At 35.2% G+C, this 23,343-nt stretch carries 26 protein-coding genes; 4 read left to right on the top strand and 22 right to left on the bottom strand.

Annotated features, from left to right (window positions below):
* Nucleotides 1-856 precede the first annotated feature (856 nt).
* Nucleotides 857-1,471 carry an HAD family hydrolase gene (locus CWO92_RS22685; protein WP_101356487.1) on the bottom strand — a complete coding sequence of 205 codons (615 nt, stop codon included), beginning with the start codon at nt 1,469-1,471 and terminating at the stop codon, nt 857-859.
* A 309-nt stretch (nt 1,472-1,780) separates the two neighbouring features.
* On the bottom strand, nt 1,781-2,014 hold the full coding sequence (locus CWO92_RS22680) for an HTH domain-containing protein (RefSeq protein WP_101356485.1): 234 nt from the start codon (nt 2,012-2,014) through the stop codon (nt 1,781-1,783).
* Nucleotides 2,015-2,278: 264 nt separating this feature from the next.
* Here CWO92_RS22680 and CWO92_RS22675 point away from each other — a divergent pair, with 264 nt between their 5' ends.
* Nucleotides 2,279-2,746 (top strand): DUF2243 domain-containing protein, encoded by a 468-nt coding sequence (locus CWO92_RS22675; protein ID WP_101356484.1) that lies wholly within the window; start codon nt 2,279-2,281, stop codon nt 2,744-2,746.
* A gap of 224 nt (nt 2,747-2,970) precedes the next feature.
* On the opposite strand, the gene CWO92_RS22670 is transcribed toward CWO92_RS22675, so the two are convergent.
* Both CWO92_RS22670 and CWO92_RS22665 read right to left on the bottom strand, forming a co-directional pair.
* Entirely contained in the window at nt 2,971-3,435 is a 465-nt protein-coding gene (locus CWO92_RS22670; RefSeq protein ID WP_101356483.1) for a DUF8821 family protein, read from the bottom strand.
* A gap of 18 nt (nt 3,436-3,453) precedes the next feature.
* Nucleotides 3,454-3,933: a GyrI-like domain-containing protein gene (locus tag CWO92_RS22665; protein ID WP_101356482.1), complete on the bottom strand. Its 480-nt coding sequence runs from the start codon at nt 3,931-3,933 to the stop codon at nt 3,454-3,456.
* A gap of 109 nt (nt 3,934-4,042) precedes the next feature.
* Here CWO92_RS22665 and CWO92_RS22660 point away from each other — a divergent pair, with 109 nt between their 5' ends.
* A complete protein-coding gene (locus CWO92_RS22660) occupies nt 4,043-5,005 on the top strand; it encodes a helix-turn-helix transcriptional regulator (RefSeq protein WP_101356481.1) in 963 nt (320 codons plus the stop codon).
* 414 nt (nt 5,006-5,419) lie between these two features.
* On the opposite strand, the gene CWO92_RS22655 is transcribed toward CWO92_RS22660, so the two are convergent.
* The 15 genes from CWO92_RS22655 to CWO92_RS22585 all read right to left on the bottom strand — a co-directional run bounded on the left by CWO92_RS22655 (nt 5,420) and on the right by CWO92_RS22585 (nt 19,386).
* A complete protein-coding gene (locus tag CWO92_RS22655; RefSeq protein WP_101356480.1) occupies nt 5,420-5,908 on the bottom strand; it encodes a GNAT family N-acetyltransferase in 489 nt (162 codons plus the stop codon).
* A gap of 302 nt (nt 5,909-6,210) precedes the next feature.
* Complete coding sequence (locus tag CWO92_RS22650; protein ID WP_101356479.1) at nt 6,211-6,678, bottom strand: DUF3291 domain-containing protein; 468 nt, start codon at nt 6,676-6,678, stop codon at nt 6,211-6,213.
* Nucleotides 6,679-7,304: 626 nt separating this feature from the next.
* Nucleotides 7,305-8,705, bottom strand: a complete 1,401-nt coding sequence (locus tag CWO92_RS22645; protein ID WP_101356478.1) for a right-handed parallel beta-helix repeat-containing protein — start codon at nt 8,703-8,705, stop codon at nt 7,305-7,307.
* A 120-nt stretch (nt 8,706-8,825) separates the two neighbouring features.
* Nucleotides 8,826-10,457: an L-glutamate gamma-semialdehyde dehydrogenase gene (pruA, locus tag CWO92_RS22640; protein WP_101356477.1), complete on the bottom strand. Its 1,632-nt coding sequence runs from the start codon at nt 10,455-10,457 to the stop codon at nt 8,826-8,828.
* A gap of 265 nt (nt 10,458-10,722) precedes the next feature.
* The gene (gene hisIE, locus CWO92_RS22635; protein WP_101356476.1) at nt 10,723-11,373 is read right to left on the bottom strand and encodes a bifunctional phosphoribosyl-AMP cyclohydrolase/phosphoribosyl-ATP diphosphatase HisIE; all 651 of its coding nucleotides are present in this window, start codon (nt 11,371-11,373) and stop codon (nt 10,723-10,725) included.
* Nucleotides 11,363-12,121: an imidazole glycerol phosphate synthase subunit HisF gene (gene hisF / locus CWO92_RS22630; protein WP_101356475.1), complete on the bottom strand. Its 759-nt coding sequence runs from the start codon at nt 12,119-12,121 to the stop codon at nt 11,363-11,365. The genes hisIE and hisF overlap by 11 nt, the downstream gene beginning before the upstream one ends.
* A complete protein-coding gene (hisA, locus tag CWO92_RS22625) occupies nt 12,121-12,828 on the bottom strand; it encodes a 1-(5-phosphoribosyl)-5-[(5-phosphoribosylamino)methylideneamino]imidazole-4-carboxamide isomerase (protein WP_101356474.1) in 708 nt (235 codons plus the stop codon). The genes hisF and hisA overlap by 1 nt, the downstream gene beginning before the upstream one ends.
* A complete protein-coding gene (gene hisH / locus CWO92_RS22620) occupies nt 12,825-13,427 on the bottom strand; it encodes an imidazole glycerol phosphate synthase subunit HisH (RefSeq protein WP_101356473.1) in 603 nt (200 codons plus the stop codon). Before hisH ends, hisA begins: the two co-directional genes overlap by 4 nt.
* Nucleotides 13,424-14,020 (bottom strand): imidazoleglycerol-phosphate dehydratase HisB, encoded by a 597-nt coding sequence (gene hisB / locus CWO92_RS22615; protein WP_101356472.1) that lies wholly within the window; start codon nt 14,018-14,020, stop codon nt 13,424-13,426. The genes hisH and hisB overlap by 4 nt, the downstream gene beginning before the upstream one ends.
* An 11-nt stretch (nt 14,021-14,031) precedes the next feature.
* Complete coding sequence (hisD, locus tag CWO92_RS22610; RefSeq protein WP_437177572.1) at nt 14,032-15,297, bottom strand: histidinol dehydrogenase; 1,266 nt, start codon at nt 15,295-15,297, stop codon at nt 14,032-14,034.
* Nucleotides 15,298-15,311: 14 nt separating this feature from the next.
* Entirely contained in the window at nt 15,312-15,932 is a 621-nt protein-coding gene (gene hisG / locus CWO92_RS22605) for an ATP phosphoribosyltransferase (RefSeq protein ID WP_101356470.1), read from the bottom strand.
* On the bottom strand, nt 15,929-17,056 hold the full coding sequence (locus CWO92_RS22600; protein ID WP_233269728.1) for an ATP phosphoribosyltransferase regulatory subunit: 1,128 nt from the start codon (nt 17,054-17,056) through the stop codon (nt 15,929-15,931). Before CWO92_RS22600 ends, hisG begins: the two co-directional genes overlap by 4 nt.
* 149 nt (nt 17,057-17,205) lie before the next feature.
* Complete coding sequence (gene clpP, locus CWO92_RS22595) at nt 17,206-17,787, bottom strand: ATP-dependent Clp endopeptidase proteolytic subunit ClpP (RefSeq protein ID WP_101356468.1); 582 nt, start codon at nt 17,785-17,787, stop codon at nt 17,206-17,208.
* Nucleotides 17,788-17,806: 19 nt separating this feature from the next.
* Nucleotides 17,807-18,490, bottom strand: coding sequence for a sigma-70 family RNA polymerase sigma factor (locus CWO92_RS22590; RefSeq protein ID WP_101356467.1), 684 nt, complete (start codon nt 18,488-18,490; stop codon nt 17,807-17,809).
* Nucleotides 18,491-18,561: 71 nt separating this feature from the next.
* Entirely contained in the window at nt 18,562-19,386 is an 825-nt protein-coding gene (locus CWO92_RS22585; RefSeq protein ID WP_101356466.1) for a VanW family protein, read from the bottom strand.
* A gap of 186 nt (nt 19,387-19,572) precedes the next feature.
* Between CWO92_RS22585 and yhfH the strand changes: the two genes are divergently transcribed.
* Nucleotides 19,573-19,710 (top strand): protein YhfH, encoded by a 138-nt coding sequence (gene yhfH / locus CWO92_RS22580; protein ID WP_101356465.1) that lies wholly within the window; start codon nt 19,573-19,575, stop codon nt 19,708-19,710.
* 132 nt (nt 19,711-19,842) lie between these two features.
* Nucleotides 19,843-21,030, top strand: a complete 1,188-nt coding sequence (locus CWO92_RS22575; protein ID WP_101356464.1) for an alanyl-tRNA editing protein — start codon at nt 19,843-19,845, stop codon at nt 21,028-21,030.
* 14 nt (nt 21,031-21,044) lie between these two features.
* Here CWO92_RS22575 and CWO92_RS22570 read toward each other — a convergent pair whose 3' ends face one another.
* The 3 genes from CWO92_RS22570 to CWO92_RS22560 form a co-directional block, all read right to left on the bottom strand.
* A complete protein-coding gene (locus tag CWO92_RS22570; RefSeq protein ID WP_101356463.1) occupies nt 21,045-21,953 on the bottom strand; it encodes a Gfo/Idh/MocA family protein in 909 nt (302 codons plus the stop codon).
* A 182-nt stretch (nt 21,954-22,135) separates the two neighbouring features.
* The gene (locus CWO92_RS22565) at nt 22,136-22,345 is read right to left on the bottom strand and encodes a zinc ribbon domain-containing protein (RefSeq protein ID WP_101356462.1); all 210 of its coding nucleotides are present in this window, start codon (nt 22,343-22,345) and stop codon (nt 22,136-22,138) included.
* 129 nt (nt 22,346-22,474) lie between these two features.
* Nucleotides 22,475-23,263, bottom strand: coding sequence for a LysM peptidoglycan-binding and 3D domain-containing protein (locus CWO92_RS22560; RefSeq protein WP_101356461.1), 789 nt, complete (start codon nt 23,261-23,263; stop codon nt 22,475-22,477).
* Between the last annotated feature and the right edge of the window lie 80 nt (nt 23,264-23,343).

Below are 23,343 nucleotides of genomic sequence, written 5' to 3'. Positions count from 1 at the left end.
GAATTTCCCTGGTACATTGTCCTTTTGAACCGTTCTAAAAGACAGGGAGGGCAATGTTCCTTAGTACATCGTCCTTTTGAACCGCTCTAAAGGACAAGCTGGGCGGGATTCCCGGGTAGCCAGATACAAAAAACATATTAATGAAAAAATATTTAAAATTTATACTATCTTATAATTCTACAAACATTTCCTTACAATCATTAAGACCTGTCCTTTAATTACTAGAATAAAAAAGCATCTCTTATAAAAGAAATGCCTCGAATTAAAAGAATTATGCCTAAATCGTTAGACTTCATATACAAATGCATTTTTTTGCTCTGTATTACATAGTAACTTTCAAAAGTAATATTATGTGGAAGTAGGTTGCTTTACTTAGAAAGTTACAGAAGAAAGGTACAAATTCCAAATCCTTAAATATAAAAACTTCAATTTGTTCATCTTGTTTTCGATATACTTCTAATATTCGCTGGTTTCCATTTATACACTAGGGTTTATTTTCTGTTAGATATGGACTTTGAAGTAGCATTAAGGGATTTTTATGATTCGGTTTTTTCTATTTTGGGTCCATATTTATTTTTTTAATAAAAATCAATTCTTCTCTCAAAAGATTAAAGGGACCAGAATATCAAAGTCTTGTGGAGATATACATCCAGTAACCTTCTAAGTCCCTTTGATCCATTTAAAAATAATAAAATATTCAATTCCTTATTAAGGGATTGGAAATTTCAATAAATTCAGGTCGTATTATTTTATTACAACTCTGTGTGCTTTGAAAAAGAAACTTGTTAAAATTAAGAGGAAACCGTTTTTCAAAAATATCCTTCGATTGTGAACGAGCAGTTCTATCTATACAATTTTAAATATTTAAAAGATCATCAAACTTTGTGATAACCTTATCATATTCCCCTACTTGTCCGAATCCATATTTAGCATATACAAATGGAATTCCAGCATATCTAGCTGCATTTAAATCTCCTTCTGTATCCCCTACATAAATGGGAGAAATTAAATTATTTCTGTTTATAATTAATTTAATATTTTCCCCTTTTGTAAGTCCGGTTCTTCCCGGATTTTCGTAATCAAAAAAATATTTTTCCAGGTTATGATATTCATAAAAAGATTCTATGTATCCATCTTGACAGTTGCTTACGATAAAAAGCTTATATTTCTTCGATAAAACGCTTAATACATACTCGACATTAGGATAAAGTTTTCCTCCTTGTTTCTGCAAATATCCCATTTCTAAATCACAACACTCCGTAACCACCTTCATGCGTAATTCCTCGTCTAGATAAGGAAACAGTTGTTTGCTAAGGTCTTGCAATTGTAATCCCATGGTGTCCTCTAAATCAGTGCGTGTTAATTCTCTTTTTATTTCACTGTAATTTTTAATACAACGATTCCATGCAAAAAGAACAGTGTCTATTGGATCCCAAATAGTCCCGTCTAAATCAAAAATTATACTATCCATAATAAATTCCCTCTCTCCCATGAATCTTCCAATAATAGAATAAGTAAATATAAAAAATCTCTTCTTATGGAGCTTTATTCTATGATTATATACTCGTTCTGGTTAAATGCAATTGTCACCTAACACTTCAGCAACAAACAAATTCACCTTGCTTGAAATACTCCTTTACTAAATTGCATACTAGCATAATAATAACTTCAATAAAAAAAGCGACAATCCTTCTTTAATCACTACGGTTTAAAGTAATGTTTTTGAACCTTTCTTAGTTTGGAAACTGGACTAACAGCTCAGTAAATAGAAATAGCACAATTAATCGGAGCAAATAACAACAGTATATTTTTCTTTCAAAATAAAGTGTAAATACATTATTCTAATAGCCACTACTAATTTTTTCTGTTCTGTTAATATTTCCGAATTCTCCATGAAACATTCTAATTCTTTCGTTTCTACTTTACCAAAAATGGCTAACGACTCATAACCTAAGCCAATGTTATTATGTATTATCTGTATGCCAGCTTCAAGAACTGCAAGTCGAAATACCAATCTTTAATTCTTGTTACATACCCATATGCCAATTTTACACCATTCGTCTATTTTTATTTCCAACCTGACAATGAAAAAAATTCAACGCAAGGATTGGTTGATTCTTTATATAACACTAAAATATTTCTAATTTTCAAAACTCCTTCAAATGATTCCTTTCCGTAAAAGGATAATAACCTTTAAAAGAACAGACTGGATGATTGAAATTCCATATTATGCAAATAATATTTTTATCATCAGAAACTAATTTTTAAGGAGGTTAACATGAATATTATTAAAGATATGAGAAAGAACGGAACCTTATTTGGTGCTTTCTTATTAGGTATTGGACTGATTGGTATGCTAGATGGAATCATCTTTCACCAAATCCTCCAGTGGCATAGCATGTATATGTATACAAACCGTTTTAATCAAATTGTCAGTGATGGGCTTTTCCATTTACTTGTGACAATTGTGATCTTTTGGGGAGCCCTTGTTTTATGGAAGACCAGTCCGAATGATCAAAGTAGTTTAGTATTCATTAGCGGTTTACTCTTCGGAGGTGGATTATTTAATTTTATTGAAGGAATCATTGATCATCATATTTTGCGGATTCATCATGTAAAACCTGGTCTATATCAGGATTTTTACGACCTCGTATTTGATATTGTTGGATTAGCCATGATTTTAATTGCAATAGCGCTTTATAGCATTGGCAAAAGAAAACAAATCCCTGTTGCAGCTGTTAGATAATTCACTATTTAATCCCCTATAACGGCTATTTTATTATGGAAGGGAATAGAAAAATCAGCTTGCCCGCAAAGGTGTAAGAAAAGATGATTTCATTCATTTTTTTCTTAAAAGAACACCCTTTTTCAAGCTAGTGAAAGCTATTTTTTGCCTAGAGAGAAAATAGCTTTCACTAATGTCAATAAAGGAAAAGAAATTTAAATCAATTGTTTTCTTCAATGGACCTTTTAATATTCTCCTTTAATTACAAAAAATGATCCCCGAATAGTTCCAGCCAGTTTAGACTTCTGCCTAGCAAACTTAAACTTACCCTCTAACTCTTTTGGTACCTCCATCCCCTCAGAAAGTTTAAAACCTACGGCCCGTTTCTTCGGGTCATCAATTGTGTACATAACGTTAACACTAAGACCATCCTCATAAAAGACGTATGCCATTTTGATATTTTCCACTTGGAAACTGGATGTTTCTAAAGGCTTGGCAGCAAATTCAATATCACGTTCTTCCTTCAAAATTCGGTTCACATAATCAAGGGTCTCCCTGCTTTGGCTAGCCGGTACAACTGTAAATTCATGCTTGTATTTGTTCATATAGTAACGGGCTTCATTAGCACGTAAACCAGCAAGCGCTTCTGCTACAGGTGAAGACTCTAACCCTACCGTAGACACATTTTTAAAATCAACGATATAAGACAATTTTATCTCTCCTTTTATTTATTTTCTCACAACTGGAATCCATATTTCGCCAAACACTAAGCCGTTTTTCTGCCCCATCTCAACCGTTGCATTTGGCCCGCCCACATAGGCAACATCCTTTACTTCTCCCAAGACTTGGCCAAAGGCAATGCCAGTTAGTTTATTACTCAACTCTTCCGCTGTTTTCGCTTCTCCTTTTACAACTAGGTATTCTCCTTTAGGAAATTGGATAACTCTGGAGGCTTCTGGTACGGAGGCATCTGTCATGACGCCTGCATAATGCATCATCTTATTATTCACTGCTTCGTTCACGGCAAAAATATAATCATTTGTGGCAACAGCTTTTAACGTTTCAAGCCTCCCATCTTGTTTGACGGATTCCCAAAAGTCTGCCTTTTCTTTAGTTATGCCAGCATAGTCTGTGTAATCGCTCTTTAGCTCTGTTCCAATACCTAATACAGTAAAGCTATCTTTTTCTTCTAGAGTATAATTTGTCATTTTCAAAACCTTCCTTTTTTTGTATTAATCAAATGACTTTTCTTATTCATTTGATGGTTATATAATAACGTTAAATCATGTCAAAAAGTGATACTGTTTAGGAGTGCCAATGAAAAAAGTTGAACGTATTAATATTATCATGCGATATATCAACAACCGCTCGCATTTTACCATTTCTGAAATTATGCGAGAATTTAACATCTCCCGTTCTACCGCTATTAGAGATATCAGAGAAATCGAGGCAATGGGGATGCCACTTGTCGCTGAGGTTGGAAGGGATGGTGGATATTTTGTCATGCATAATTCTGTCCTTCCAGATGTTCGTTTTACTGACAATGAGGTTAAAGCTCTTTTTATTGCCTTTATGGCCACAAGAAATCAACAACTTCCTTATCTTAAAAGTCGTCATTCTTTAGCGGAAAAATTACTTGGCCTCATCTCAGAAAACCAGCAAGAAGACCTTGTCATTTTAAATCAAATTTTGCTTTTTGCAGGGACCAACCCAAATAATCCCGACTTACTTGATTTATCAGACCTCCCCCATCCCATGTTAGAAAAACTCATCCAAATCCTTCTTATGGATAGATATGTATTGCTTACAATCGAAAAGGATAAAGTAATAAACTCTTATCCCATTTATATATTGCATCTATACCAAGAAAAAAGCCTTTGGATGATTGAAGGTTTCGATCTAAAGGAAGAAAAAAAGGAAATTTTTCCTGTTGATCAGATCATCAATGTTCATCCCTGCCCACTGAAAAAAAGATTAAGTAAGAATAAGATATTAGAAAAAATAAATCAGCAGGAAAAAGTTATTAACCTAATCCTTGAACTTGGACCAAAAGCGATTGCCCAATTCAAAAAGTACCATCCATTAAATGTCTCAATTTCCTATACGAATCCTTATCAAACGACAGCCATTCTAGAGACTTTTATTAATGTTGACAATCTCGAGGAATTGAACGAAATGACAAATTGGCTGCTTTTTTTAGGTAGAGATATCAAGGTAAGGAAAATCCCAGAAAAAGTTTTGGAGGAAGTACAAGAAAGATTACACTTGTATCACCCATGATTATTGACTTTTCCTGATATTTCTATACCATAATCTTTTCTATTTTATTAGTAAAAGTTCCTGCTTACTAATAACTATTTGCATAGATTTGAAGTGAAGATGTTATAATGGCCATAATTTTTCTTATGTGGTCAGATAAGAGATACATCAGGTGCAGCTTGTGCTCATTTTGTAGAAAGATATCCAAATGAAATGCCTATGGATTTCAATGTTCTTTCTATGGCACTACTAGCAAAAGGTATTTATCATCGGTTTATTTTTGACTGAAAACTATAAAGTAATTGGCACCTTCGAAACTAGGCGGTGCCAGTTTCCGAAATCTTATTGTCTACACAATTAGGGCATCTGAATTCTTTAAAACTGTGTTGGGAGTAAATAAACTATATTTCTTTTCATAGCTTGAAAGCAACCTATTTATAATTCTAGTTCAAAGCTTTCGTACTCTCTTCCTTTCTCGTCCAATTCATTCTTAACTTTAATAAAACCTAAACCTTCAAACATTTTTCTGGAAGCTTCGTTATAAGTATAAATCTTATTAACTTTTAACTTTTTCCAATTCAGTTCTTTTGCTCTTTGAATTAACAGAGCTATAACTCGTTTACCATATCCCTTTCCTCTAAAGTCTTGCTCACCTATGACAATAGGTACCATTTCTCTTGATAAGGTAACATCTCCAATGGGAAGCCATTCTTCGTTATGACATATCTCAATCATATACAATTCCCCCACTTGGCTTAGATGACTATACATTCTACTAATAGTATGTATGTCATACGGTTCGGTACCATCACCCTCAGAAAAATATAAAACCTCTTTATCTTGATACCAAGGGATTGCGCAATGAACATCTTCATGATGTTGAACTGAACGAATTTGTAATTCCTTGTCTTTTAAAATTTTCATTTCTTACTCCCTCACTTAATTCCGTATATCTTGCCTATCTAATGTCTGTTATTAATCACTTTTTACAATTCTATTTGATCTCCCTCATTATCCTTTATTTAACGTTATTAATTGACTCATCTCTCACCTTGTTTTTATAAAATTATTCTTCTACTGTTATTTTTTCGCTCTATTTGTTCTTAATCCTCCTTCCATAAAATTCAATATTTAACACAACGCAAAAAAAGACTTTCAACCCTTAAAAGAGCAAAGACTTCTTTCTACTTAAATGAATATTTAATCATTATCAATAGAATACACTTCTACTTAACCATACAGATTTCCCCTTTATCATCAAACGCATGTTTAAAATCAAAAGCATATGGAGTTGATCCCTGCTGAATATAATAGTTGTATCTCTTGAATGCCTCATTCCATGAGACATCACTTACCCTTTCTGACCACCACAATACATATGGAAGGTGCTTTTCCTTATATGGCAACATCCACTTTTTCCTATCCTGCAAAGCTTTCCTATGTTTACCTGTATAAGTAAACTCATATAATGATTGGAGACTTTTCCATACGGTTAGTGTAATAATAGGAAAACCTTCTTCCTCTACTAGTTCTTTTGGAAATGTAACTCTATTTGAAGAGAATATATCTATAAGTTGACCTGAACTAGATGCCTGAAGATATATGTCATTTCCTACTTCAAAAAATTCACGAGAGGCTGGGTGATCATAGGCTTGTTTTAACCTTCCAACCGTATAGATTGACACTAAAGCCACAAAGAACACCTCCATATATATTTTTTTACCTATATATATTCATGGGATAAAGGTTAGTATACCTGTTTTTTATGCAGGCACTATTAGCGAGGTTTTAACAGAAGCAGCAAAAGAAGCCAAATCATTCAACCTCTCTTTCTATTCATTTGTTTATTCCTTTTTCATCACCCACTATAGTAGAATTATGACCCATCATCATATGAAGTTAGTTATTCGCATGTTTAGATTCTCTTTATGAAACATCATACCAGAACCACAGATTATGAAGAACGAAAACTCTTTTTGGGGAAGAGAATCAGGTCTCCAATTAATATATCCTTTTTCGGATAACTTCTCTCCAATCTCACCTAAATCCACAGTCTTTAAGGACTATTTATATCAGTTAAGTTATTATTGGTAAAAACAGGAATGACTCCTTAGTCATTTTCCAAATAATTATGTGTGCTTTAACATCCACATTAATAAGCTATGCAGTAACATCTAACCTACCATTCTCTATCGTTATAAAATCTAGTAGACATACGGGAGCTTGTTGAGGTGTAATTAAAACTGAAGGAGCTTCTTATAAAAGAAAAGTGAACGACATATAAGATGAAAATAATCAGACCGGAAAGTTGGTCTGATATTTACTTTTCTATCATTTTTTTCGCAGGTGAATTCTTTTTCAAACTAAAATCATAATGAGTTGCATTTTCGTATTTCGGATCTAAATAACTGGATTTTTCATCACTATTTGAAGCATTTTTGAACTTAGAAAAAGACGTATACTCTTCGTCTTTCCAAACCCAGATGCCAGCTTTTCTACTTTCTTTATGAAATATATTTCTTTGTAATATATTATTTTGATTGGTTTTAAAATAATTCACGATAAACAACCTAGATGGTCCAGCAGTCATGATATTTCTTTCAATTACATTATTTTTAGTATCATGTTGTAATAAAATCTGTCCCCCTTCTAGCTTCTTCGTGTCATTCCGATATAAAATATTTTGAGATATAATAGAATTTTTGGTCCCTCCGCGCTCCTTATCATAACCTCCAATCGATATTCCAGTATAAAAATTATTATAAATGGTGTTGTTATTTATATGAATATTATCAGCATACTTTCCGGCATGTTCTGAGGTTGCTTCTATTCCAATATCGCATTTATAAATCGTATTCTCTTCAATGGCTATATTTTTTCCACCATCTACGTAAATACCGCCAGCACTATAATCCTTTCCGTAGGCTGGATTACCGTAAGAGGAAATTTCATAAACGTTGTTATTTTTCACCACACCATTACGAACATAATCCACATTTTTATCTTTAGAGACGCCTTCATATCCAATCAAGTCAATCCCGATATTATCACTTCGGCGAACTTTGTTATTTACAACTTTGAAACCGTCAATATTTCCATTAAGCACAAGCGATTCACTTGAACCAAGTTTTAAATCTTGCACCGTATTATTCACAATCTTTATATCTTTCATTGAGCCGGTACCGTATACAGCGATTCCGTGCCCATTCCCTTCATCGGCATGAGTTTCAATATGTTGGACATGGTTATTTTCTAAAACAATATGTTTGCTATTGCCTGTCACATAAATTCCCATTACTGTTTCATTGGTTAAATTAGTAGTCAAATCCTGTATCATTAATCCGTGAATCGTTACATAGTTTTTATTATGTATCGTCACCAAGGCGGTATTCCCCTCTACATCTTTTAGATTCTTTCCACTGAGGGCAACCTTTTCCTCTTTATAAGCTTTAAAGATAACTGGTTTTGACTTTGTGCCGCTATGTTTCACAACAAGCTTTTCCTTGTAAGTACCTCTTCTTAAGAAGACCGTTGTACCTGCTGTTGCTTCCGCGGTTGCTTTTTCTATTGTACGAAAGGGCTTTGATTTAGAACCCTCGTTATGATCATTGCCATTTAAAGCTACATATAAAACCTTATCCTTCTGTGCATGAATAATAGCGAAAACGAAAACACCAAGTATAATACCTACAGACAAAAGGACAATCATTATTTTTTTCATTCCATTATTCCTCAATTATTTTCAAAAAGTAGTGTAAGTAATGAAACAATATCCTAATCTTAGTAAAAAGAGATTGAAACGAAAACATTTCAATCTCTCTTCTTTTATATCTTTATGATCTCATTCTTCATCCATGAATGGATATGAAACTTCTGCAGTTGGCGCAAAGTTTTCTTTAATAACACGAGGACTTGTCCAACGAATCATGTTAAATACAGAACCTGCTTTATCGTTGGTACCAGAACCGCGAGAACCGCCAAACGGTTGTTGATCAATCATCGCACCAGTTGGTTTATCATTGATATAGAAGTTTCCAGCTGCACCAGATAATCGGCGTTCTAAGTAAATAATCGCTTCACGATTCTGAGCAAATATTGCACCTGTTAATGCATAGATAGAAGCTGTATCTACAGCATTCAATGTTTCTTCTAATTTATCATTTTCATATACATAAATCGTTAATACTGGTCCAAAAATTTCTTCAACCATAGTTTTGAAGTTTGGATTGGTTGTCACAATAATGGTAGGCTGTATGAAATATCCAACAGAGTCATCATACGTACCACCTGCAATAATTTCTGCTTCTTCAGAAGCGGCAGCGTAGTCGATATAGCCTGTAATAGAATCAAAGGCTGCTTTATCGATGACAGCTCCCATGAAATTTCTAAAGTCTTGTATATCCCCTACTTTAATTTTCGCAGTTTCTTCTACTAAACCAGATTTCACTTCTTCCCAAAGACTAGCTGGAATATAAGCACGGGATGCAGCTGAACATTTTTGGCCTTGGTATTCAAAAGCACCACGAACAAGGTTCGCTACCACTTTATCAACTTGTGCTGATTCGTGAACAAATACAAAGTCTTTTCCGCCTGTTTCCCCAATTAAACGAGGATATGATTGATAATTTGCTATGTTTTCTCCAACTGTTTTCCAAATAGTTTGGAACGTACTTGTTGACCCTGTAAAATGGAAACCTGACATACGTGGGTCTGTTAATACCACTTCTGATACTTGTGAACCACGAGAAGGCACAAAGTTGATAACTCCTTTTGGTAATCCTGCCTCTTCTAATACACGCATAAAATAGTAGTTTGATAGTAAAGAAGTGGTTGCGGGTTTCCAAACAACTACATTTCCCATAATGGCAGGTGCTACTGGTAAGTTTCCTCCAATTGATGTGAAATTAAATGGAGAAATTGCCAATACAAAACCATCTAATGGGCGATAATCTGTACGATTCCATATATTCTTCATACTACTTGGCTGAATTTGATAAATTTGATTTGCACAATCAACATCATAGCGTAAGAAATCTACTAATTCTTGTGCAGCGTCAATTTCAGATTGGAAAGCAGTTTTGGATTGTCCTAACATCGTAGAAGCATTGATTAAATCACGGTATGGACCAGAGATTAAATCAGCAGCCTTTAAGAAAATAGATGCACGATGTTCCCATGGCATATTTGCCCATGCTTCTTTGGCAGCCATTGCCGCTTCCACTGCATCGCGCAATTCTTTTTCTCCAGCTTGTGAATAGTTTGCTAAAACATGTTGGTGATCATGCGGCATAACCACTTGTTTCACTGTATCTGTCTTTATATCTTCTCCATTAATTATCACAGGGATATCAACCACGATATTAGATTGGCGTTTTAATTCTGCTTTTAATGTTTCCCGTTCCTTTGTACCTGGAGCATAGGAATTGCCTGGCTCATTCGTTAGTGTTGGGATTTTGAAAATTCCGTTACTCATTTTTCCACGTCCTCCTGTTTTAAAACTTTGATTCATAATACAAACAAAATTGTTTGTACCCATAAAGTATAACATGTATTCTATTAATGCGCTTTCTTTTGTTCCACATTAGAGAGAATTCAGATTTTTTAGTCTGATCTATCTGCGAATGGGACGTAAAAAATACATGATATAAACGATTTCCTAAACAAAAAAATGGCGTATGCCAATGGATACGTCATTTGTTATAAAACACTCAAAGTACGGTATGCTTTGTTCATCTGTTTTACCAATTCTCTATGACCGACCGATCCCCTTTACTATTTCCCTTCTTCATAAAACGTTTTACAAGTTCCTCTTCTACTTCACATAGCGAAATATCTTGATTAGCTAACAATACAAAACTGTGATATAAGAGATCACTGCATTCATTGATTACCTCTTCTTTGCTATGATTCTTCGCTGCAATCACGATTTCCCCAGCTTCTTCTATCACTTTTTTTCCAATCTTATCAATTCCCTTATCAAACAAATAATTCGTATAAGAATTTTCTACCTTTTCTCTTTTCCTTCCCTCTACCTCTTGCATCACCTCATAAAAGATGTTACCAGAAAAAGAGTGATTCTCCTTTTCTTTTATTGTTTGATAAAAGCAGGATTTTTCTCCTGTATGACACGCAGGTCCTTTTGGATCTACTCTAATTAAAAGGGTATCGTTATCACAATCTATTGCAATAGACTTAACAACTTGCTTATTCCCGGAGGTTGCTCCCTTGTTCCAAAGGCACTCCCTTGAACGAGAATAAAACCAAGTCTCATTTGTTTCCAATGTTTTGTTGTAAGACTCCTCATTCATATAAGCAAGCATTAAAACCTCATTTGTTTTATCTTCGACGATGATAGCTGGAATTAATCCTTTTGTAAAATCAGGCTTCACGTATATTCACTCCGTTTTCTTGACAGATTTGTTTCACTTTTCGAATGGAATAGGTGCCTTCGTGAAAAATAGAAGCAGCTAATGCAGCTGATACATTTGTTTCCACAAATACCTCTGAAAAATGTTCGAGCTTTCCACAACCTCCAGAAGCAATGACCGGTATTCTTATTTCCGATACAATGGCTTTTGTTAAAAGAAGATCATAGCCCTCTTTCACACCATCACAATCCACGCTCGTTAATAAGATTTCCCCAGCGCCCAGTTGCTCTACTTTTTTAGCCCATGCGATTGCATCAAGTCCAGTATCTTTGCGGCCGCCATGGGTCATCACATGCCATCCATCCTGGTATTTCTTTGCGTCAATCGCTACTACAATACACTGTGAGCCAAATCGAATAGCTGCCTCCTGAATAAGAGACGGATTTTGAACAGCCGCAGAATTTATCCCGACTTTATCTGCGCCTGCTTTTAAAAGCTGTGTCACATCCTCAATGGATCTTACCCCACCGCCAACTGTAAAAGGAACAAAAATATTTTCAGCAGTCCTTTTCACCGTATCTATCATGGTATTCCGGCCTTCATTGGTGGCAGAAATATCTAGAAAAATAATTTCATCTGCTCCATTTTCGGAATAGTATGTAGCCATTTCGACCGGGTCACCCATTTCTCTTAGCCCAACAAAGTTTGTACCCTTTACCACTTTGCCATCTTTCACATCCAAACATGGAATTATTCTCTTTGCGATCATTACTGACCAGCTCCCTGTAATGTAATCATGCCATCGTATATCGCTTTCCCCACAATAGCTTCCGCAATTCCAATTTCATGTAAAGCTTTAATATCCTCATCATTGCGAATACCGCCGGATGCGATAACGGTACATTGAACTTCATCGTTTAAACGTTGCAATTGTTCCAAATTGGGACCAGTTAAGGTACCATCCCGAGAAATATCCGTAAAAACAATCGTCTTCGCACCTAAATCCTCCATTATTTTTGCAAATTCAAGATAGTTTACATCTACAACCTTTTCCCAGCCTCTGGTCGCAACCTTTTCATTTTTTGCATCGATCCCAATTGCAACCTGATTACTATATTGCTTTAGTACATTGGTTAAAAATATCTTATTCTCGATTGCTGCAGTTCCAAGCACGACTCGTGATACACCAGCATCTATATAATTTTTTACAGATTGCATTGTGCGAATCCCACCACCTACCTGAATGGGAACAGAGGAGATTTGAACTAAGCGCTTTATTAACTCGTATTGCTTTGGAGCACCGAGTCTCGCTCCATCTAAATCAACAATATGTATAAGCTCTGCTCCGTCCTCCATGAACTTTTGCAATTGGATGAATGGATCATTTTCCATAACCGTTGATTGATTAAATTTCCCTTGATATAATCGAACACATTTTCCATCAATTAAATCGATTGCTGGTATGATTTTTGTCATTGTTTTCCCTCCACCCCTAAGAACATTTTTAGTAATTCCAGTCCAACTTTCCCGCTCTTCTCTGGGTGAAATTGCATTCCAAATACATTTTCTTTTTGAACAATCGCAGGAATCTTCACTCCATATTCCGTAGTTGCAACAATATATTCTGCATTGGTATTTGCCTGATAGGAATGGACAAAATATACATGCTCGCCTTCAAAATTGCTGAAGCCATTTCTTTCGTCTTGAATATGCAATTGATTCCATCCTATATGGGGCAGTATATTGTCGGTGTCGATTTTTTTAATTTGTCCAGGTATTAAATCAAGACCTTCCTTTCTACCACCTTCATACCCTTCTGAAAATAAAAGCTGCATGCCTAGACAAACACCTAAAACCGGTTTTTTACTTGCCAAATCTCGAATAACACTCTTTAAGCCACGTTTCTCTATTTCATCAATAGATGCTTGAAAGGAGCCTACTCCCGGCAAAATAATATGAGAAGCTTGTTTTAATACATCTGGTTGATCGGATACAACGGTTTGAATCCCAAGTCTGGCTAATGTATTTCGAACACTTGCGATATTCCCCATTCCATAATCGACAATCCCTATCATTCTATTATCCCCTTTGTAGAATTAACGCCTTTAATAGTTGGATCAATGGCAATCGCTTGAGATAGCGCGCGACCCAAAGCCTTAAAAAGAGACTCTACTTTATGATGCGTATTTTCTCCATACATCACTTTCGCATGAAGGGTAATCCCAGATTGAAGTGCAAAGGCTTGGAAAAATTCCTTCACTAATTCTGTATCAAAATTTCCGAGTTTAGGGTTTTGCAAGACAGCATCAAAATGCAAATAAGGTCTTCCGCTAATATCTAAGGCTATAAAACCAAGCGTTTCATCCATTGGTACATATGCAGAGCCATATCGTACAATTCCTTCCTTTGAACCGAGGGCACTTTTTATTACTTGGCCTAAAACAATCCCTACATCTTCTACAGTGTGATGACTATCAATATATAAATCTCCCTCTGCTTTCACTTCAAGCCCTATCTGCCCATGTCTTGCAAATAACTCAAGCATATGATCAAAAAAGCCTATTCCTGTATTGATTTCTACCGTTGTTGGATCATCTAAATTACATGAAATTTGAATGAATGTCTCATTTGTTTTTCTTTTTTTAGCAGCTGTTCTCACGTTTACCATTCCTCTCATCCCTATTCATTTTGCATTCTGATTTGAACTGCTCGGGCATGACCAGCTAATTTTTCTTCGGTCGCAATGGATATAATATGTTCTGCGGTACTACCTAACGCTTTTTCAGAGTAATAAAGATAAGTTGTTTTTTTGATAAAATCATCGACAGATAACCCAGAAGAAAACCTAGCATTTCCGGATGTTGGCAAAACGTGGTTTGGTCCGCCAAAATAATCTCCTACTGCTTCCGGTGTGTGTTCCCCTAAGAAGACAGAGCCTGCATTTTTTACTAAACCTAACCATGATAATGGATTTTGGACGACAATCTCCAAATGCTCAGGAGCCAATTGATTAACAAGATCAAATGCTAAGTGAAGATTCTTTACCACCACAGCTGCACTATTATTTAAAAGAGACGGCGCCGCAATTTCCTTTCTAGGTAATACAGCCAACTGTTTTGCTAGTTCAACTAATACTTCTTCTATCAACTTGTTTGAAGTAGTAAAGAGAAATGTTCGCGCATTTTTATCATGCTCTGCCTGTGCGATCAAATCCGCTGCGATATACGCAGGTGTAGCATTTTCATCCGCAATAATAGCCACCTCAGAGGGTCCTGCGATCAAATCAATTCCCACATCTCCATAAACAATTGATTTTGCAGCAGCTACATAAGCATTTCCTGGTCCAACAATTTTGTCCACCTTTGGAATAGTATCAGTACCATAAGCCAATGCAGCAATCGCTTGAATACCGCCAATCTGATAAATTTTACCCACTCCTGCAATATCAGCTGCAACTAAAAGGACAGGAGAAATTCCCTCTTCACTGTGAGCCGGAGTAACCATGATGATTTCTTCTACACCCGCAATGGAGGCCGGGATAGCATTCATTAAAACAGTGGAAGGATAACTCGCAGTTCCTCCAGGTACATAGATTCCTACCTTCTCAATGGGACGGAATAATTGACCGGAGATGATATCTTCAGACATTTCCATTATTCGTGATTGAGTGATCTGTTTACGATGAAAATCCTGAATATTAGCTGCCGCTTTCCGAAGGGATTCTATAATATTTGGCGATACCATATTCCATGCATGTTTTCTCTCCTCTTCTGAAACTTCCCACTTCTCTGGAACATAAGCATCAAACTTCTGTGCATACTTCTTTAATGCTGAATCCCCATCAGCCCTAACTTCCTTAATAACATTCATTGCCGTTTCCATTATTTCTGGATTCATCGATATTTTATTATTTGCTACTAAGAACTGCTTCACAAACTCCTCGATTGTTAATCTTGGAATCAATTTAATACCCCCTGTCCCTGCAAAGCATCAAGAAACGGAGAAATAGATGCTTTTTTTATTTTTAATGAAGAACGGTTTGCAATACAACGTGCACTTAAGGGATGAAACTCTTCTTTGATAATTAGACCATTTTCAGCGAGAGTTGTTCCCGTTTCCACAATATCGACAATGGCATCTGATAGTCCCAATACTGGTGCTAATTCAACTGACCCTTCTAGTTTGACAATATCAACAGACTCTCCAGTACTTCTAAAATATTCATTTGTGATGTTTGGATACTTTGTAGCTATTTTTCTTTTCGACATGGTCTCTTTTTTGTTTGCCACTTCCGCAAGGGCAAAACGACATTTGCCAAATGGCAATGGAAATAAATCAAATACATCCGGCTGATATTCAAGTAGAATATCTTCTCCAATAATCCCAAGATCCGCGATGCCATGTTCTACATATGTACCAACATCTACCCCTTTTGCGAAAAAGAATTGCAAATTTCCTGTTTCTACCCATAGCTTTCTGCCTTTATTTATTAAAGGCTCAACATCAAAGCAAAGAGAATTTAAATATTGTAAAAATTGCTCCTCCAGACGACCTTTTGTTAATGCAATACAAATTTTCACGCTTCTACCACCTCGAAATTTCCATTCATCTTTTTCACCAAGAGCACCTTATCATATGGGACAGATGGATCTACCTCATAGACAATTTCAACGATCGATTCTTTGCACTTACTTCGGTACCTTTCGGCAAAAGCAAGGGTATCATCTGTTGCAACAATACCAATTCTTTCTCTTTTCGAAGCTATTCCCATTTTGTTTGCAAGAATATCTACATCGAAGGCTAGACCAATTGCCGACATATTTGTTTCAAATTGATCGTACAGCTTATCATATCGACCACCGGAAAAGCATAAATCTCCATTGTCAGAAGAGTATCCTCGGAACATAATTCCCGAGTAATACGGCAAGTTTTTCACTCTGCCTAAATCCACCATAATTTCATGTATATTTACCTCTTTTAAAATAGTAATGATTCTATTTAAATGCTGAAGGATAGCAGAAAGCTTTGCATTCTCTGCCCATCTATGCTCATATTCTTTTAAAATATCAATAGAACCATATGCCCCAATCAGAAATACTAATTCAGTCGCTAAATTTTCATCCCCGTATTGGGTTACAATGGCAAATACCTCATCTTTTCGTTTGTTATGCATGGCCACACGAAGTCTCTGTTTTTCGGCTGCCGGTAATTTCAGCGATTTCGTTAGTTCCTCAAAGATATCCGTATGACCAAGTTCAACTGCATACTCATTAATATTTAATTTTTCTAATAGCTCTTTTGCTAAAAATAGGCACTCACTTTCTCCGAGAATTTCAGGAGTTTGGATTATTTCAATACCAATTTGCCGTTTTTCGATTCCTGGCTGGTCTTCTCGGAACACAGATCCTTGATATGCCCATTTCTTCTGTTTTGATTTTAATCGGACTAATGCTCTCGCTATTGCTGATGTCCAATCTGGGCGTAACACTTCGATTTCTCCATTTCGATTAAACCATTTCAGTAAATTTTGTAACTCCATTCCTACATATCTATTTGTAAAGGTGGATGCGTACTCCACCAGTGGAGTTGATATTTCAACAAACCCTCTGTTAGCAATAATGTCTCGAAATACTTCACAAACCATATTTCGATTACTGACAACATTTCCAAATTCATCTTGGCTTCCGCTAGGTAAAAACATCATTTCACTTCCTACTCATTTTCCTTTAATATATTATCACTCTAACAAACTAAAGGATTTTGTTTAATAAGAATATACCAAACAAAGAGTGTCGTCAATAATAAATGTAAAAAAGGAGTACATGGACAAAATATCCAGTACTCCTTTCCGTATTATTTTTGATGCAATATTTTATCTATTATCCCATATTCCATCGCTTCATCTGATGAAAGAAAATAATCCCGCTCAGTATCAGCTTTCACCTTTTCAAGATTTTGACCGGTAAAATTTGCAATCATTCCATTGATTTGGTCTTTTAATTTTAAAATCCTTCTTGCTGAAATATCAATTTCCGTTGCTTGGCCACGAGCACCACCTAGAGGCTGATGGATCATTATTTCACTATTTGGAAGGGCGAACCTCTTGCCTTTAGTCCCTGCCATTAAAAGCATTGCTCCAAAAGAAGCAGCAAGACCTATGCAAATCGTTTGTACATCTGGTTTTATATAATTCATGGTATCAAGTATTGCAAATCCTGCTGTCGTCGAACCACCTGGACTATTGATATAAAGTGAAATATCTTTATCAGGATCTTCAGCTGCTAAAAACAATAACTGTGCAACAACAGTATTAGATATTTGATCATTAATCTCATCGCCAATCATAATAATACGGTCTTTCAATAATCTTGAATAAATATCATACGATCTTTCTCCACGTGAGGACTGTTCAATTACATATGGAATCGTACTCAATGAGATTTCCTCCTTTTAATTATGCAGCCGCAAGTAAAGAGAAACTCATCGAACCTTTGCACATAGGAACTTGTTGATGGAACAATTTTTTATATTGTCTGATGAGGATCCGTGGCTGTTCTTGTCGTATCGATTGAATAATCGATTCACAAAACAACCTGCTTTGTTCACTCTCCGTATGAATTAACTTAAGCTCATCTACCCCATCCGTGAACTTTTTTAAATGCTGGCGTGTTCTAAATAAAGATGCTTTAATTGCGCCTTCTGTCATATTTAATTGTTCTGCAATATCACTCATTCCAAATTGAAAGATATCCTTCAACATAAATATAACAGTCTGTTGCGGAGTTAAATGGTTTACTAATAGCTCACAAATAGAATACACTTCTGGTAATATTTTCATTGGATCTGTAGATGGCTCCGATTTTAATGTTGCATTTTCTTTTGAACGTTTTCTAACTTCGTCAATCCAATGATTGTGAGCAATTTTATATAGTAATGCACGAGAAATATTGCTTTGATCTGCTTTTTGATGAATATATCTTTGATACATTTTTTCCATCGCCTCATGTGCTAGGTCCTCCGCATCCCAACCATTTCTGGTCAGCATTTGGCAGTACCTCTTTAATGCAGGATACATATTCATTAATGTTGCTATATTTTCTTCATGAATAGATGATTCAGTACCAAGCTTGGTATTCAAAGTGATCACTCCTTTTGAACCTCTATATTTTTAACGGATAATACATGTAAAAAGTTACGGGTAATATAAATTTACTCATTTATTTTATGTTCCAGTAATGGTTCATACATCATAATCGCATGATTTTCCACAACATATTCATCTTCTACTAGTTGATGCTGCTTGTTATATATTTTCCTATTTATTATATTATGCCGTACATATCCACCCCAATATGCTGGTGTAATTTGATGCTCTTTTTCATATATTTCATAGCTATATAAGGAAGGCTGTAAAGCTCTCCATTCCCCAACTAAATGTGTGTCTGTTAATGCTAAATATAGTTGAAATGGTCCTTCAGTATTGTTTTTAATTTGTAAATCTAAATAGTTATATGCGCAGGTTGCACCACTGCCAAAGGGCTGTGTACGATTGGAATCCGGGAAGACGTCATAGCTATGACGATTCCTTTCCGTAATCGTTAATGGGGTATGCAATGTCATCCAGTAGAGTAAATTAGAAAGTTGACAAAGTCCTCCGCCGATCCCTTTTTTAAAAGTACCATAGTGAAGAACCATGCCGTCTAAATACCCTTTTTTCCTCGTTGGTTTCCCGATGAGCTTCCAATACGAGAATGTCTCCCCTGGTTTGATTACAATCCCATTCAGTTGTTTAATTGCTATTTCTAAATTCTTGATTTTATTATGCTGATACCACATATCAACTCCACGTAGTTGCCTTAATAACACTGTCTGATGCTTATATACCGTATGAGGAAACCATTCGTACTGCCTTTTCTCTGCATATTTCTGCTTACCGAACATCCAAGTCAAATATCGTTTAAACGTATAATATTGTTTTCCTATAAAAATCCTGATATTTGTCCTTTTTTTAGGACGCAAACTTGTGAAATCCACCACAACCTCCCCTGAAATAGCCTATTTTTAGTACCAGATTAACAGGTCTTTCTAAACACATCAATGATATTTCTCAATTTTATGATTTTTTCGAATAACAGTTGACGAAATAAACGCATATACTGTATTATAACAGAATAAAAATAAATAAACTGTATTATATTAGATAAAAGGAGGAATTACTTTATGTTAGGAAACCCTGTTGAATTTTTCCGTAATTTGTCTAGAAAAATCTGTCCGGAATGTGGTGAGCATATCCACGAAGAACAGGCAGAGTCTTATATTATGGAGTGCGAGCGTTGTCTTGCAAAGAAAGAAGAGTAAACGTCCACGTTTACTCTCCTCTTTTCTGTAAAAAATGATCTCAATCAGCAATATGGAAGGAACCTCCCGCTATTTTTTTGTCAACCTTTCTACTATAATAAAGAGCAAACAAATATCGAAAGGAATAACAACATGACCGAAAAATTATTCTATCGTGAACCCAAAATGTTTGAATGGTCGACGGAAATAACTAGTATGCGAGAAATGAATAATAAAATTATCGTAACACTAGCAGAAACAGCATTCTATCCAACTGGCGGTGGACAGCCCCACGATATTGGGTACATAGATTCGATAAAAGTTCTGGATGTATTCGAGGAAAAAGATGAAATCTTTCATATACTTGAATCAAAACTAGAAAATAAAGTTGTCCATTGTAAAATAGATGTGAAGCGACGGATCGATCACACACAGCATCACACCGGACAACATCTTTTATCAGCAGTATGCATTGAATTGTTTGAAGCACATACACACAGTTTTCATCTAGGAGAAGTAACTGTTACGATTGATTTAGATCTTCCTGAGCTAAAAGGTAGTCAGCTAAAGGCAATTGAAGAGACAGCCAATCAATACATATATGAAAATAAAAAGGTAAAAACATATACTGTGACAGATAAGGAGTTATCTAGTATCCCATTAAGAAAAGTTCCAGATGTAACAGGTGAAATACGGATTGTCGAAATAGAAGGTATAGACTACTCGGCATGCTGTGGTACACATGTTGAACAAACAGCAGAAATAGGATTAATAAAGTTAATCAAAACAGAAAAACAACGGGGTGGAACAAGACTCCATTTTATTTGTGGATTTAGAGCAATTCAAGATTACCAGGAGAAACATAACATTCTTGCAGCACTTACTAAAAATCTGTCTACATCCAAAGAAGAAATTATCGCTCGTATAGAGAAATTAGAAAATGAAAAGAAAGAAATACAACGAAAATTAGATATCGCACAAAATGAAAATGCGAATTTTCTAGCACATGATCTATTACAATCCAACCAAGAAATAATTTTAATCCAGACTTTCTCTGAAAAGTCGATACAAGACTTACAAGTCCTTTCTAGACAGTTAATAGCAAAAACAGATAAATTAGTTGTTTTAGCCTCCCTACTCGATAAAAGATGTCTAATTCAGCATAATGGACAAAATCAATTTCATTGCGGGCAATTTGTAAAAGCCAATATTTCATCTTTCAACGGAAAAGGTGGAGGTTCTAATAACAATGCACAAGTAACTTTTACAAGTGAATCAGACATGTATGCATTTTTAGAATTAGTGAAAAATGCCGCAGAATTAAAATCCCCACAAATATAGCGGGGATTTTCCATTTATTTATTCTCTAATTTTGTAACTACTAATTCGCAAATTTCATGAGTTTCTAATGCATCTTTAGCAGATATTTTTGGAGTAGATTTATTTTTTAGGCATTGAATAAACTCATCTACAAGCTGATAAAAACCTCGTTTGTGAAGTGTCGGCTCCCAATCATTGCCAACTAGTTTTACTTCATTACGATCTTGATAAATAGTTATATCCGCTACATTTGTAGCTGTTCTTTTTTCATCAGGGCACATTACTTCCAATTTTTCTTCTGCGGTTCCACTGTCCCGGTTCATAATTCCAATTGCTGTACATTCTTTTGCTATAAATTGTACCACTGCATGATAAAGTTTGTTTCCTTCTTTTCTTCCAGAAACAACGATATCTTCAATTGGAACAGGAAATAAATATTTTATCGTATCAAGCACATGTATGTAATCATCATATACAAAAGTCCTAATATCATTTGGCAATGCCTTTCGATTTTTTTGCATAATGATCATATTAGGTTTTTGCAATTCCTTTAGTTTTTGGTAAGACGGTGCATATCTGCGATTAAAACCAACCATTAATATTAATTGCTCTTCTTCCGCTAACTCTACCAATTGTTTTGCAGACTGGTAATCATAGGAAATAGGTTTATCAACATATACATGAATGTGATTGGATAATAGCTCCTGGACGATATCAAAATGTGATTCCGTCGATGAATGTACAAAAGCTCCTTTTATTCCACTTTCTATTAGAGAATCAAGACTGTCATGTACATGATGAAAACGATATTGCGCAGAAATCTCAGACAGACGCTGCTTGTTTCTAGTAAAAAGATGAAATTCTACATCATTTCTTTCACCATATACTGGAAGATATGCTTTAGCAGCAATATCCCCTAGGCCAATAATACCTATCTTTAACATAGATTCACCCCGTTTCTGATAATTATTATTCTACAGGAAATTTATGAAAGTACGTAACCTTTTTTGTAAACTTTTAAAAGGTATCGTCACCTTTCCTCTTTTTCAACTATTTTCTAAAAACAAAATAGCCACCGCTTAGAACAGTGACTTTTTGGTGTTCCATCTTTTTTACTAAATCAACCTTATCCTCCAAAGAAGAAATCTAATATATTGGAAGCAGTAGAAGCATTTTTATTATAGAATTCAGAGTAGCCACAGTTTTTACAGAACACTACGGTAAATTGATTGTTTTGAATATCAAACATTTTAGATAATCCTGTACCTGTCATTGCCACATCTTTTTGACCAGCATCGGTGCTTCCGCATTTTATGCAGCCTTTCTTTTCATTCATGCCTTTTCACTCCTTTTATCTCTATGATATCTAATACGATTGGACATCCTTTTTAGTTTCATTATCTGTTATTACGGTATAAAAAAAAGAAGAGGCTAATCTATTAATAATAGATTAGCCTCCGGGTTCTTAATCAATGATCTTTACTTCTACGTTTCGAACACCCCATTGCTTAGCTTTTGAGTCAGATGGGATAAAAATGTCTATTCTATTTCCTTTAATCGCGCCACCAGTATCTGCTGCAGTAGCGTATCCATAGCCTTCTACATATACTTTCGAGCCTAATGGAATAACATTCGGATCAACTGAAATTACCTTTTTCTCTGGGTGTTTTTTAATATTAACCCCCGTAGCAGTGATACCGGAACATTTCTCACAGTTCGCCGTATAAGCGGTTGCTCTCATATGAATAACTTTTTTTACATTGTCAGTATTTTTATTTGCTGCCTGTTTTATTGCAGGTTTACTTTCCTTAGCGTGCTTTGTCACCACATTAGTTTTCTTTGCAGAAGAAGACTCAACTTTTTTTGTTGGATTTTCCTTAGAATTATCTTTCATATCTTCTTCTGGATAGACTACTAATTCGTCATTTGGATTAATTAAATCTGTGGTAAGTTTATTCCAGCTCATAATCTGATCCACGGAAACCTGATATTTATTTGCAATATCCCAAATAGTATCTCCGTTTTTCACTACATATGTTTCTTTATTTAATATGGTTAATTTTTGATCTGGATAAATTAAATCAGATGTTAGGTGATTCCATTTCATTAATGAATCAACATTTGTATGTTCTTCATTTGAAATGCTCCAAAGTGAATCTCCTAATTTAACATTGTATTCGGCAGCAAAAGTATTTCCAGTTATGAAGCCTGTTAGCGTAAATGCAGCGGCTATAGCTGTAAATGCTTTTTTCATTTTTTTTCCTCCTTTTGTTAGCAAACAAAATTCACTAACATGCCTCATACTAACACATGAAATTAACAGTACAATAACAA

Origin of the sequence: Heyndrickxia camelliae, assembly GCF_002844575.1 — a bacterium.
In the GTDB taxonomy this organism is placed as follows: Bacteria; Bacillota; Bacilli; order Bacillales; family Bacillaceae_C; genus Margalitia; species Margalitia camelliae.
This window is presented reverse-complemented; position numbering and strand designations above follow the sequence as displayed.

Coding starts and splice junctions, on each gene's coding strand:
- hisF (WP_101356475.1), bottom strand. CDS start 12,121: ATGATCGCAAAGAGAATAATTCCATGTTTGGATGTGAAAGATGGCAAA.
- CWO92_RS22645 (WP_101356478.1), bottom strand. CDS start 8,705: ATGAAAAAAATAATGATTGTCCTTTTGTCTGTAGGTATTATACTTGGT.
- hisH (WP_101356473.1), bottom strand. CDS start 13,427: ATGATAGGGATTGTCGATTATGGAATGGGGAATATCGCAAGTGTTCGA.
- CWO92_RS22560 (WP_101356461.1), bottom strand. CDS start 23,263: ATGAAAAAAGCATTTACAGCTATAGCCGCTGCATTTACGCTAACAGGC.
- CWO92_RS22655 (WP_101356480.1), bottom strand. CDS start 5,908: ATGAAAATTTTAAAAGACAAGGAATTACAAATTCGTTCAGTTCAACAT.
- CWO92_RS22570 (WP_101356463.1), bottom strand. CDS start 21,953: ATGTTAAAGATAGGTATTATTGGCCTAGGGGATATTGCTGCTAAAGCA.
- CWO92_RS22675 (WP_101356484.1), top strand. CDS start 2,279: ATGAATATTATTAAAGATATGAGAAAGAACGGAACCTTATTTGGTGCT.
- yhfH (WP_101356465.1), top strand. CDS start 19,573: ATGTTAGGAAACCCTGTTGAATTTTTCCGTAATTTGTCTAGAAAAATC.
- hisB (WP_101356472.1), bottom strand. CDS start 14,020: ATGGTAAACGTGAGAACAGCTGCTAAAAAAAGAAAAACAAATGAGACA.
- CWO92_RS22685 (WP_101356487.1), bottom strand. CDS start 1,471: ATGGATAGTATAATTTTTGATTTAGACGGGACTATTTGGGATCCAATA.
- CWO92_RS22565 (WP_101356462.1), bottom strand. CDS start 22,345: ATGAATGAAAAGAAAGGCTGCATAAAATGCGGAAGCACCGATGCTGGT.
- CWO92_RS22600 (WP_233269728.1), bottom strand. CDS start 17,056: ATGATGTTTTTACCTAGCGGAAGCCAAGATGAATTTGGAAATGTTGTC.
- CWO92_RS22665 (WP_101356482.1), bottom strand. CDS start 3,933: ATGACAAATTATACTCTAGAAGAAAAAGATAGCTTTACTGTATTAGGT.
- CWO92_RS22660 (WP_101356481.1), top strand. CDS start 4,043: ATGAAAAAAGTTGAACGTATTAATATTATCATGCGATATATCAACAAC.
- hisA (WP_101356474.1), bottom strand. CDS start 12,828: ATGACAAAAATCATACCAGCAATCGATTTAATTGATGGAAAATGTGTT.
- CWO92_RS22575 (WP_101356464.1), top strand. CDS start 19,843: ATGACCGAAAAATTATTCTATCGTGAACCCAAAATGTTTGAATGGTCG.
- pruA (WP_101356477.1), bottom strand. CDS start 10,457: ATGAGTAACGGAATTTTCAAAATCCCAACACTAACGAATGAGCCAGGC.